Raw genomic sequence first — 10,500 nt, forward strand, 5'->3', positions numbered from 1 at the left:
CAGGGAGAGCAGTGCACCTTCACAAGGCACACATACGAACACCGTCGAACGCGCCGCCCGACCCGTGGCGCTCAGCCGAAAGAATGCGCTGTTCGCGGGCAGCGACGAGGGCGCTGAGAACTGGGCCGCCGTCGCGTCGCTGATCGAGACGTGCAAGATCAACAGCGTCGATCCGCAGCGCTACCTCGCCGACCTCCTGACCCGCCTCGTGAATGGCTGGCCACAGGCACGCCTCGACGAGATGATGCCATGGCACTGGGCCAAACCCACCGCCGCCTGACCGTCAACACCAAAGGCCAAGGGCCGCAGAGCTCCGCTTACGTTAACGCGTTGGAGCTTCTTAGCTTTCCAAGCCGAGGCAGCCATGCGTGAAGCCAGATCCCGCCGCTATCCGACCGACCTATCCGACGCCGAATGGGCGGCCCTTGAGCCGCTGCTTCCGCCACCGGCGACGACCGGAAGGCCGCTCAAGTGGCCCCGGCGCCTGATGGCCGAGGCGATCTTCTACCTCGTTCGCTCCGGCTGCGCCTGGCGCATGCTGCCCACCTCGTTCCCGCCGTGGCAGACGGTGTTCGCGCACTTCCGGCGTTGGCGGCTCGACGGCACGCTGCGGCATGCCCACGACCGGCTTCGTGATCTCGCACGTCAAGCTGAGAGACGACAGCCCGAGCCGTCGGCTGCCATCATCGACAGCCAGACCGTGCGGGCCACCGGCGTCGGCGGCCCGGCGCGCGGCTATGACGCCGCGAAGCGGACTTTCGGCCGGAAGCGGCACATTCCTGTGGATGCGGCCGGCCTCGTCCTTCTCGCCCACGTCCACGCCGCCGACCTGCACGACCGGCTCGGAGCGCAACTCCTCGTCGGGCGTGCAGGCGATGGCGAACTGCTACGTCTGGAACTGGTGTGGGCCGACGGCGCCTACGCCGGGACTTTCGCACGCTGGCTGCAGGCCGAGCGCGGCTGGCGTGTCGAGGTGCCGAAGCACCGCGACCGGCACCTGTGGCGTTACGGGCTGGAAGAGAAGCCCAAGGGCTTCCAGGTCATTCCGCGACGCTGGGTCGTGGAGAGGACCTTCGCCTGGCTGTTGCGCTCGCGCCGTCTCGCCCGTGACTACGAGCGCCTGCCGGAGACAGGCCAAGCCATGATCCACGCCGCAATGTCGCGCCTCATGCTCCGCCGCATCGCCGCATGATCCGCCTTTCCAGACACTCAGTTAGGCCACTTCAGCCAGAACCCATGGATCCCCGCTCGGGATGAAACCATTTGCGGCCTAAATAGGCAGTGGTCTGTTCTGGAAGACGCTCTTCAATTCCCCGGCCAGCGAGATGTCATCAATGATTTCTCCCACGGCCAGGACACGATTGACCTGACCGGCTACCATAACCGGTTTTTCCCCGCCACAGGGGCAGGCTACCAGCATCTTCCTTGGCACGCAGGGCTTCGAAGCCACCTTTGGCGTCCAGTTGCGCTACGACATCGCCGACGGCAACACCGTGGTGCAGATCAGTGTGCTTTTTGGCTGTCGCAATGCCGATGACCCGCCCACCGTGCCAACTGGCCCGACCGCGAAAATCGAACTTTTGGGCATCCACCATCTGATGGCGGATGACTTCATTTTGCCGCCCGCCACTGGCGATTACGTGCTGCAAGGCTGACCCCGGCTGCCGCTGGCGGGACGTGCTAGGTCCGAACCTCCCCGAGGTCAGCGCTTGGCCATCTCGGCAACCGCGGCATCGGATCACACTATCCGATGAGACTTGATGGCCAGCAAGGAACGGGCGCCTCGGCTGTCCTTGGGGTCGAGGCTGAGTTCCTCTCCAGCGGCAGCTGCGCGCCAAAGTGTGCCATCTTGAATAGCGGACGGGTTTCCTGCAGCCGCTGCGCCCGGCACCGTCCGGGCCCTCGGGCGGGCGTGAGTACCGAAGGTGATGGCCGGTGGCGACAGACGGATATACGCCGCCGGTACAACATAGCCCGTGTTACAGGCTAGCGCGGCCGGTCAGTAAAAGGTGGAAGGGAACCAAACTCCGCTCGGCTCCCTGTATTCTCCCATTGCCATCAGCGTCATCGGCTTCACAACCCGGATGCCCTGTTGAAGGCACCAGCGGAATAGGTTGGCCTGCCTCACCGGTAGTAGGAAGGAGATCGGCTCGGGGCTCCCCGCCGCCCCTGCAATAAGCGCCTGCATGTCGCCCTCGGTCTCGGCGACACCGTGATTCATCGGCCAGAATGTGGGCGCAGTCGCATAGCCGGTGATCCGGCCGCCACGTTCCACTACGAGCGGCTCGAACGTGTTCAGGGCATCCCGGAGTTCGGCGCTGCGCTCTACGCCGTGGATTCCGGCACACAGCCGCGTAGTGGTGCCGATATCGTCGGAGACGAGCGGGCGGACGGTGAAGCCGGGCCTCGGTCCGCTCCGAGGCGTGCCGCGCATCAACAGCAGGGGCTCCTTCACCTCAAAGCCAAGCGAAGTATAAAGGGCGATTGAGCGGGTGTTGAACGCTTCCTGCACGAGGCGCACCCCAACCGCCCCTCCGACGCGGTCGAGCACGGCTTCCATGAGTTGCCGCCCGATGCCGCCGCCCTGGTGGGCCGGATCGACCGCCATCGGTCCCACGGCCCGGATCGCGTCGCGTTCCGTCACGAAGCCTGTGCCGACCACCCGCCCGCCCTCCTCAGCGACCACCCCGAAGATGGAGCGATGGGCGATGAACGTGGCCGCAAACTGTGTCGGGATATCGACGGACGGGAAGTCTTGTGGGAAGCCGTGCGCGTCGGCGATGCCGTTGAAGGCATCGTAGATGAGTCGGCCGCACGCTTGCGCATCGTCGGTCACGACGGGGCGGATATTTGTCCTCATTCCTACTTACCTCCGGTCGTGGCGGTGGCGTAGCTACGGTCCAGCGCGCTCCCGCCCAAGGCGGACCTCGTAGCTGCCAACGTGGCAGCGCGCGAGCCTCAGAAGCGGCGTCGGCATGTCCATCCGTTCCGCCTGCGACACCATGTCGCCCTGCACGTGCTCGCCCTCGGTGGGGCCCCCGCCCTCGATATCGCGCAGCATCGACGCGGTGAGCGAGGAGCCCTCCCTGAGCATGCCCAAGGCGATCTCGACGAAGGCTGGATGTGGCTCGTGCCCCGCCGCTTCGGCCACCGCTCAGCACACGGAGAATAACGACGGGATCGCCCCCCACCCGCCGGGCGCGGCAAGGATGTCGCCAACGCTCGCTGATGACGGGGAGGATGACGGTCCCAGATCTGACCGTGGGCGCGAGGTCACCGACCGCAGTGCTGAACGAGTACGCCTGCGCCGCGAGAAGGATGAGGTCAAAGGACCCGGCCAGCGCCTCAGCCAGGATGGTGCGGGGCCGCAGGTCGGCGTTCCCGCACAGGCTGTCGATACGCAGTCCGTGCCGCGCGATTTGCTCAGCCCGGCTAGAGCAAACGAGGAAGGTCACGTCGCGTCCTACCTCCACCAGTCAGCCGCCAAAGTAGCCGCCCAGCGCCCCGGCTCCGACCACCAAAATGCGCATGACACCCTCCCACCGAGCAGACCGACGGGCCTTGGACGCCCGTAGATCGTAAACATGGCGGGCTGGTCCTGGCTACGACTTCGAGGTCCTGCGCCGCCACATCCGTCTGATGCAGCCATCCGGGAGGCCGTCTGGCCCGGTAATGACGTGCATGGCCAGATCTCCGGGTCCTACTGGCCGGGCAGGAGGCCGATGCAAGCTGAAACCCATGTGATTACCTTTGTCGCCCAGCCCGAGCCCATCGAGAATGACGGTAAGCGATACGCTGCTCTGGTCATCGACATGCAGAACGATTTCGGTGCCCGCGACGGCATGTTCAACTGGACGCACATCCCCATCGCACATGCTGATGAACGCCAACGAGGCGGCGCCCGATGGGACAACGCCGTGCCCGGAGATTCGGTGAAATCGATGATCTGGCTGGCAAGGAAGCTCGTGGCGTTCCGCCTAGCACTCGAAGCGAGTGACCTGATCATGACCGGCTCGATCAGCCGAATGTTCCTGCTTGCGCGAGGAGATCGCGCCCGGGCAGAGTTCGAGGGGCTAGGGGCGGTGGAGGTGGGCATCGCGGCGTAGACGCCGCGGCCGGGGAGCGGTCTCAGAACAAGTCAGGTAGGGAGAGGGCCATGGCGGACCACGAGGTACTCGAACTTGGTGATTTCGTCCTGCAATCCGGGGCGACGCTGCGCGGCGCCAAGCTCGCGTACAAGACCTACGGGCGGCTCAACGCGGCGAAGGACAACGCGATCGTCTACCCGACCTGGTACTCCGGGCAACACACCGAGAATGAATGGTTGATCAGCCCCGGGATGGCGCTCGACCCGGAGAAGTACTTCATCATCGTTCCGAATATGTTTGGCAACGGCCTGTCCTCCTCGCCTAGCAACACATCCCCACCCTGGGACCGTGCGCGCTTCCCGGGCGTGACGGTCCATGACAACGTGGCTTGTCAGCATCGGCTAGTGACTGAAAAATTCGGCATCGTGCGGCTGCGGCTAGTGGTCGGCTGGTCGATGGGCGCGCAGCAGACCTTCGAGTGGGGCGCGGCCTACCCGCAGATGGTTGAGCGAATCGCCCCTTTCTGCGGCTCAGCACGAACCTCGCGGCACAACTTCGTCTTTCTTGAGGGCGTGAAGGCAGCACTGACCGCCGATGATGCCTTCCAGGGCGGCTGGTACGAGCGACAGCCCACGAAGGGGCTGCGGGCGATGGCCCGGGTCTACGCGGGCTGGGGCTTCTCGCAGGCATTCTACCGCGGGCGCCTCGACACCGAGAGCATGGGCTTCGCCTCTCTCGAAGATTTCCTCGTTGGGTTCTGGGAGGGGCTGTTCCTGCCCAGGGACGCCAATAACCTGCTGGCGATGCTGTGGACGTGGCAGCACGCGGACATCTCGAGCAACCGGACCTACAGTGGAGACTTCGATAAGGCTCTTGGCGCCATCACGGCCAAAGCGCTGGTTATGCCCGGGCAGACGGACCTCTACTTCCCGCCCGAGGACAGCGAGTACGAGGTCGCGCACATGCCAAACGCGGAGTTGCGCCCCATTCCTTCCATTTGGGGCCATTGCGCTGGAGGCCCAGGGCTGAACCCGGCGGATGTGCGGTTCATCGACGAGGCCCTAAAAGGACTGCTGCGGTCCTAGCCAGCCCGGCTTGTCCACACTTCGCGTTTGCTGAGTGCAGCGATCCGGATCTAGATCGCCTGGGCGATGATCTCCGTCGGCGAGATCACCCCGCGCCCGAGATTGTCCATCATGTTGGCGACCTTCTGCGGCGCGGTCGCCCGCTTTATTGATCCGGCCTGGGTGATCTTGGATTAGGCGGCGTAGCGGAAGGTCTTGTGCCCGAAGAAGCTGCGGACGCGGTCGGGCAGCTTCGACAGCCGGCGCCTGTGGCCGAGAACGGCGTGCTGGAGCCCTGCCTTGCTGCGCGCCGGCGCCTTGCCGGTGGCCGCCCGCTTCAGGTCGCCGTTGAGCCCCTCGTCCGGGTTCAACTCGGGGCTGTAGCCGGGGAGGTAGAAAACCTCAATCTCGGCGTCGCGCCCGGCCAGCCAGTCGCGGACCTTGGCCGAGCGGTGAACCGGCAGGCGGTCGAGGATGGGGAAGACCTTCCGACCGACGTCACGGACCAGGCGAGTGAGGCAGCAGAGCAGGTCCGGCGCCTTGATGCCGCCGTCCAGCACCATCCAGCGCAGCTCGCCCTTGTTGGTCACCGCGGAGATCAGACCGAGGTTGGCCCGCTTGTGGTTGACCCGCACCTCCGGTGTACGACCCTGGGGCGCATAGCCGCGTCCGCGCACGTCGTCGGAACGCACGCCGGTCTCGTCACCCCAGACGATGGCGCCGCCCTCCGCCCTCGCCCGGGCCGCGATCGCCGGGTAGTCCCGCCGCAGCCAGCGCCGCACCGCGGCCGGGTCCTGCTCGTAGGCCCGCCGCAGCGGCTTCGGCGCGGTGAAGCCCCAGCGGGCCAAGTAGGTGCCCATGGTCCGCACTGCCAGCCGCACCCCGAAGCGCTGCCAGATCAGCTCGCCCACTGCCGCCCGGCTCCAGAGCGCAAACGGCAGATCCAGTTTGTCAGGCGTGTGCCGCCGGATCAGCCCGCGGGTCTCTGCTTCCTGCCCGGCATCAAGGAAGCGGCCATACCCTGGCTCGGGCCCGCGCGGACCAGTCTTCAACCCGGCCGCGCCCCGCTCGGCGTAGCGCTTACAGATATCGAACACCCCGGTCTGGGTCAGCCCAACCTGCGCCGCAATCGCACCGTAGGTCAGGCCGGCTTGGCGCAGGCCAATCACCTGTCGCCGTCGTTCCTCTTGCGCTGCCGCCGGCAGCTTGCGCATGTCCACATGCTTCATAACCCCCAACCTGGGCAGATCCTACTTGCCTTCAAGACCGCCCAGGCCGGATCAATAGGATGTGCAGGCCGAGTGGTGGCAGCCCACCACCCTGCGCTGCTTGGGCGCGCCGCAATACGCTTGGCTCAACAGCATCGCGGCAGAGACATTGCCGTCGCAGAGCACAGTTGCCTCGCCCCGTAGTCGCGCAGCGCGGCCGCGAGCGCCACGACGGGCAGCTTATTCCCATCGGTCCGCGCGCTAACCAGTGCGGTTATGGGGAACCATCGGTCGCTGGGGTCATCGAGTGCGGAAGGCGCGAGGTATAGCATCGTGCCAGTCTCGCTACAGCCGAGGGCGCCGCCGGAAGGGAGCCTAGCCGCGGCCGCGACGGGCAGCATCCTGTTCGCTGGTTAGCCTGACCGCGATTACCGCCCCAGGATGGTCTGGTCTGATGGCGCCTGCCGCACCCGGAACTCCGCAGCGCAATTCGGCCTGACCGCAGCGTTGGGAAGACGATCCGGCGGCTCGTCCCCGTGCTGCTGCTCACGGCCCGGCTCGCGCCGGGCTCGTGCCTTCGCCGGGCTCGCGGATGTTCCGGCAGGTTCAGGCCATTGCCAGGACGGCGGTCTTCCCTGAGGCCGCCACGCGGACGGTCACGTTGGGCTGCTGCTTCTTCATGATGATTAGTGTCGCTTCGTTTGCGGCGTCGGCGTCCTCGCGGTTCTCGAAGAACAGGATAGACGCTCCGCGTGTGAGGTCATCCGCGGAGCGCAGCCAATAGCCGCCACGGAAGCCGGGGACCTTCTGTGCCGCGGCCAGCATCTCCTCGACAACCGGACGATGGGCTGCCACGGAGGCTAAGTTCTGCGCCTTCCGCATCAGGCAGTAGAGGGATTGGCCTTGGCTGCCGCTCTGCGGTGCGACGATGGCGTGCGGCCCGACTTCGCCATGAAAGCGCTCGGTCGGCTCCGCGAAGCCCGCGAGGTTGCCGCTTACCCAGTCGCGGATTCTCCCCCGGCTGTTCGCCAGTGCGTCAGCGTTCTCCCAGATGGTAAGGGCGACGATATCGCCCTGCTCGCTGGCAAATGCCGCGTATCCAAGGAAGCCCGCCTGGCCTTTCAGCATCGGGACGAAGCCCTGCTGGACCTTCGGCGCCGCCTCGCCGATCTTTCCGGCCATGCCTGCGTAGCGGCTGATGTTGATGTACATGTCGCCTCTCCCTGCCCTGGTGAAGGGGCAAGGGATGCTGCTCCCCAGGGATCGCATGGGTCAACGATGATGGGAGTGGCGAAGGTCTGCGGGCCGGGAGCACTGTCTGCAGCGTGGATGGGAGCATTGCCCGCGTCGATCTCCACGATGTCGTGGACGAGCAGAAATTTCACCACATGCCCGCCGTCGACAGCCACCTCGGCATGCTTCGACAAGACAATGGCGAACATGGCCGAGTGCCAGGAATGCTCCGCGCTGTTCTCGCGGCGGCTACGGTTCACGATCGGCGACTGGCGGAGGGGACCGCCGCGGGCCTTGTGTTCCACTGCCGGGACGGGACAATGGTCGCCTCCTTCGCACTCAAGTCCATCGCCCTGCGGTTCCCGAACCTGACGGAGCGCGTGACCGTCCGCATCGACGGCGAGGCGCCCACCTCCAGCGCCTGGGCCGTCGGCCGCGGCCGCGACCTCGTGCTGCTGAACGGCGCCAAGGTGGCCGCCTTCGCGCGGTCCCTGACGCGGACCGCCGCCGTCCGGGTCCGGGCCGGGGACGCCGCGGTCACCGCCCGCTATGACTCCGAGGGGGCCGAGGAGGCGCTCTCGCCGGTCTTGGCGCCTTGCGCAGGCGAGGCGCCGCGGCGCGGCGGACGCTGAGCCTCGAGGTCCGGTGCCGCGCTGCCGGAAGCGCATCCGGCTTGCCCGATGCCGCGCCAAGCTGCGACCGGCGCGGGGGCAGGATTGACCGCGGCCTCGTCAGGAGCGACCGCTGGCGCTTCTTCGTCGGGCGCTTCGCCGTGAATGGCGGCGAGAGCGGCCCGTCGGTCGGTGAGGTCTTACGAAAGGCATTCGCAACCATCCGCGCCCGATGACGTTGCAACTCCATGAGGATCATCCTGCTCGCGATTGCGGCTATCACATTGGCGGGCTGCGTAATCGCGCCCGGCAGGGGCTACTATCGAGGGGGGCCCGGCTACCCCCAAGGTGGCTACGGTCCACCCGGGGGCTACCACCGGCGCTGGTAGACGGCCATGAGCGCCGCCATCCACGCTGCCTGGGACGCACGGGTGGAATACCTCCTCACCAAGCTGCCCGCACGGCTGCGAGACGCCGTCCATTGGCTGCGTCACCCGCCACGCAAGCCACTGCGGCTGCTGGCCGCCGCCTTCTTCATCATGGGGGGCGTCTTTTCCATCCTGCCCATCCTCGGGCTCTGGATGCTGCCGTTGGGCTTCATGCTGCTGACCGACGACTTCCCGGCGCTCAAGACTCCCTTGGAGATCTCAGCCGCCTGGACGGCGCGGCAATGGCGCCGCCTCGTACTGTGGTGGCGGTCCCGTCGCTAGGTCCCATCCACCGACTGTTGGCGCTTCCCGGCGATCGGCTAGGTCCCAGTCAGTACGGAGGCCAACGAGGTGATCCCGGTGGCGCCAGCTGACGATCGCGCACGCTGCCCAGCTGAGGCGGCCGTGCGGGCCTACCGGGCCGCCAGCGGCGTCAGGGGACACTCGGCCGCTCAGGCGAGGCTGCTGCTCGTCTCCATGCGGACCTCATGCGAAGAATGCGGCGTGGCCTTCAAGGAGGCGGTGACTGACGCCCGCGACGTCGCAGACCTAGAGCGGGCCACGACGCCGGGAGGCCTCGCCACCTAACCGGACCGTCGCGCCGCCTCGCCAGCGATGCCGATAGCATGGCCACAGGCAAGCCTACGGAGGCGAGGCGGCAATGCGCGCGCTGTGTAGGACCCGTTCTTCAGCGACGAGGTGCTTGGACCTGCTCGGCGTCCCCGCCGCGGGCGCACCGCTCGACGGCTACCAGGGGCGGATCTGGCTGCTCGACGACAGCCGCGCCCTCAAGCTCACCACCTCGCCGGACGAGGCCGCCGCAGCCCTCGCCATCCTCGGCGCGCCCTCGCCGTACCCGTCGCTCGCCCAGGTGGACGTCGTCCATTGGGTGCCGTTTGGGAGCCGGTTCTCCAGGGACAGGATGCCCTACGCCGTGCTGCGCGAGGAGATGCCCGCGGTCGCGATGCCGCCGGGGCTGCGGGCGACGTGGGTGCGGCCTGGCCCGCTGGGCGCCGCACGGGACCGAGCTCGAGGAGCTGCTCGGCTGCCTGGCGTGGATGCGGGACGCGCTCGGCGCCCGGACGCTCGACATCTGCCCCGGCAACCTCGGCAAGCCGCGGAGGAGGGGCATCGGCCCGCGCGACCTCGGCGTCGGCGAGTTGCCCGAGGCCCTCGTCTGCAGGGTCGCGGCATGGACTTCGAGCCGCTGCCCTGCCTGGCGGAGCCATCGCCGGGCCATGCACGGTGACCGGCCGGCGTCAGCCGTTCCCGAGCCAGGCCCGGCCGACCGGCGGCACCGACACGTCGGCGAGGAACTCGGCGAGGAAGTCCTCCACGGCAACGACGAGGCCGTCGATGTCGCCGAGGTTTCCCGTGGGCGCGACCTTCGCCGCGTAAAGGGATTCCCGCCCCAGCGCGCCCTCCAGCTTCCAGGACGTGCTGATGACGGTGGCGACGGTTTCCGGCTCGCCCGGCCTGTCGAAGAACAGCGGCAGATGGACAAGGAAGACGAAGGTGCCCGCGCGGCCCTCGAACTGCAGCCGCACGGCGCCGCTGGCCCCCTCGAGGGGCGCGACGACCAGCAGGGGCGAAGTGCCGACCATGGCGACGAAGGCCGTGCTTTCCGCCATGCCCGCCAGCATGGTCTCGAACATGGCGGCCAAGGGCGCGACTCTCGCCTCGGCCCTGCCGAGTCCTGGGAAGACGCAGTCATCGCCTTCGAGCGACAATGGCAAGAGTGGCGGGAGGCCTAACCGAAGCCGTCGTCCTGCCTTTGACCCATCCTTGTCATAAGATGACCCGGTCAACTGTAATACCGACCCGCTTAAACCCTGACTTGTTCGAGATAAGGATAGCTGGTGAGGCTG

General features: G+C 67.2%; 13 protein-coding genes and 1 pseudogene. 7 read left to right on the forward strand and 7 right to left on the reverse strand.

The genetic code is table 11. The features are described from left to right. From AC5JJ1_RS03630 to AC5JJ1_RS03640, 3 genes are all read left to right on the forward strand, one after another. A partial coding sequence (locus AC5JJ1_RS03630) for a transposase domain-containing protein (RefSeq protein ID WP_495783756.1) occupies positions 1-280 on the forward strand: 280 nt, incomplete at its 5' end. A gap of 84 nt (positions 281-364) precedes the next feature. Further along, positions 365-1,192: an IS5 family transposase gene (locus AC5JJ1_RS03635; RefSeq protein ID WP_495783757.1), complete on the forward strand. Its 828-nt coding sequence runs from the start codon at positions 365-367 to the stop codon at positions 1,190-1,192. A 271-nt stretch (positions 1,193-1,463) separates the two neighbouring features. Continuing rightward, positions 1,464-1,655, forward strand: a complete 192-nt coding sequence (locus AC5JJ1_RS03640; protein ID WP_495783758.1) for a hypothetical protein — start codon at positions 1,464-1,466, stop codon at positions 1,653-1,655. Between the two features lie 344 nt (positions 1,656-1,999). On the opposite strand, the gene AC5JJ1_RS03645 is transcribed toward AC5JJ1_RS03640, so the two are convergent. From AC5JJ1_RS03645 to AC5JJ1_RS03655, 3 genes and pseudogenes are all read right to left on the reverse strand, one after another. Further along, on the reverse strand, positions 2,000-2,836 hold the full coding sequence (locus AC5JJ1_RS03645) for a GNAT family N-acetyltransferase (protein WP_495783759.1): 837 nt from the start codon (positions 2,834-2,836) through the stop codon (positions 2,000-2,002). 57 nt (positions 2,837-2,893) lie between these two features. Continuing rightward, positions 2,894-3,151, reverse strand: a complete 258-nt coding sequence (locus AC5JJ1_RS03650; RefSeq protein ID WP_495783760.1) for a ketopantoate reductase C-terminal domain-containing protein — start codon at positions 3,149-3,151, stop codon at positions 2,894-2,896. A 91-nt stretch (positions 3,152-3,242) separates the two neighbouring features. After that, a pseudogene (locus AC5JJ1_RS03655) lies at positions 3,243-3,473 on the reverse strand (2-dehydropantoate 2-reductase N-terminal domain-containing protein); the annotation flags it as partial. Positions 3,474-3,722: 249 nt separating this feature from the next. Between AC5JJ1_RS03655 and AC5JJ1_RS03660 the strand changes: the two are divergent. Together AC5JJ1_RS03660 and AC5JJ1_RS03665 are read left to right on the forward strand one after the other, a co-directional pair. Continuing rightward, the gene (locus tag AC5JJ1_RS03660) at positions 3,723-4,106 is read left to right on the forward strand and encodes a hypothetical protein (protein WP_495783761.1); all 384 of its coding nucleotides are present in this window, start codon (positions 3,723-3,725) and stop codon (positions 4,104-4,106) included. Between the two features lie 50 nt (positions 4,107-4,156). Continuing rightward, on the forward strand, positions 4,157-5,173 hold the full coding sequence (locus tag AC5JJ1_RS03665) for an alpha/beta fold hydrolase (protein ID WP_495783762.1): 1,017 nt from the start codon (positions 4,157-4,159) through the stop codon (positions 5,171-5,173). A 173-nt stretch (positions 5,174-5,346) separates the two neighbouring features. On the opposite strand, the gene AC5JJ1_RS03670 is transcribed toward AC5JJ1_RS03665, so the two are convergent. The 3 genes from AC5JJ1_RS03670 to AC5JJ1_RS03680 all read right to left on the reverse strand — a co-directional run bounded on the left by AC5JJ1_RS03670 (position 5,347) and on the right by AC5JJ1_RS03680 (position 7,898). Continuing rightward, positions 5,347-6,381, reverse strand: a complete 1,035-nt coding sequence (locus tag AC5JJ1_RS03670; RefSeq protein WP_495783763.1) for an IS630 family transposase — start codon at positions 6,379-6,381, stop codon at positions 5,347-5,349. A gap of 585 nt (positions 6,382-6,966) precedes the next feature. Further along, complete coding sequence (locus AC5JJ1_RS03675) at positions 6,967-7,572, reverse strand: hypothetical protein (RefSeq protein ID WP_495783764.1); 606 nt, start codon at positions 7,570-7,572, stop codon at positions 6,967-6,969. Next, a complete protein-coding gene (locus AC5JJ1_RS03680; protein ID WP_495783765.1) occupies positions 7,482-7,898 on the reverse strand; it encodes an HD domain-containing protein in 417 nt (138 codons plus the stop codon). The genes AC5JJ1_RS03675 and AC5JJ1_RS03680 overlap by 91 nt, the downstream gene beginning before the upstream one ends. A gap of 15 nt (positions 7,899-7,913) precedes the next feature. Between AC5JJ1_RS03680 and AC5JJ1_RS03685 the strand changes: the two genes are divergently transcribed. Further along, the gene (locus tag AC5JJ1_RS03685; protein WP_495783766.1) at positions 7,914-8,225 is read left to right on the forward strand and encodes a hypothetical protein; all 312 of its coding nucleotides are present in this window, start codon (positions 7,914-7,916) and stop codon (positions 8,223-8,225) included. Positions 8,226-8,599: 374 nt separating this feature from the next. Next, positions 8,600-8,914, forward strand: coding sequence for a hypothetical protein (locus AC5JJ1_RS03690; protein ID WP_495783767.1), 315 nt, complete (start codon positions 8,600-8,602; stop codon positions 8,912-8,914). A gap of 977 nt (positions 8,915-9,891) precedes the next feature. Here AC5JJ1_RS03690 and AC5JJ1_RS03695 read toward each other — a convergent pair. Continuing rightward, positions 9,892-10,287, reverse strand: coding sequence for a hypothetical protein (locus AC5JJ1_RS03695; RefSeq protein ID WP_495783768.1), 396 nt, complete (start codon positions 10,285-10,287; stop codon positions 9,892-9,894). Positions 10,288-10,500: the final 213 nt, after the last annotated feature.

Source organism: Belnapia sp. (assembly GCF_059504005.1).

Bases quoted from the DNA above. Each gene is read 5' to 3' on its own strand.
- AC5JJ1_RS03670 (WP_495783763.1), bottom strand. From the start codon at position 6,381: ATGAAGCATGTGGACATGCGCAAGCTGCCGGCGGCAGCGCAAGAGGAA.
- AC5JJ1_RS03675 (WP_495783764.1), bottom strand. From the start codon at position 7,572: ATGTACATCAACATCAGCCGCTACGCAGGCATGGCCGGAAAGATCGGC.
- AC5JJ1_RS03660 (WP_495783761.1), top strand. From the start codon at position 3,723: ATGCAAGCTGAAACCCATGTGATTACCTTTGTCGCCCAGCCCGAGCCC.
- AC5JJ1_RS03665 (WP_495783762.1), top strand. From the start codon at position 4,157: ATGGCGGACCACGAGGTACTCGAACTTGGTGATTTCGTCCTGCAATCC.
- AC5JJ1_RS03685 (WP_495783766.1), top strand. From the start codon at position 7,914: ATGGTCGCCTCCTTCGCACTCAAGTCCATCGCCCTGCGGTTCCCGAAC.
- AC5JJ1_RS03690 (WP_495783767.1), top strand. From the start codon at position 8,600: ATGAGCGCCGCCATCCACGCTGCCTGGGACGCACGGGTGGAATACCTC.
- AC5JJ1_RS03695 (WP_495783768.1), bottom strand. From the start codon at position 10,287: ATGTTCGAGACCATGCTGGCGGGCATGGCGGAAAGCACGGCCTTCGTC.
- AC5JJ1_RS03635 (WP_495783757.1), top strand. From the start codon at position 365: ATGCGTGAAGCCAGATCCCGCCGCTATCCGACCGACCTATCCGACGCC.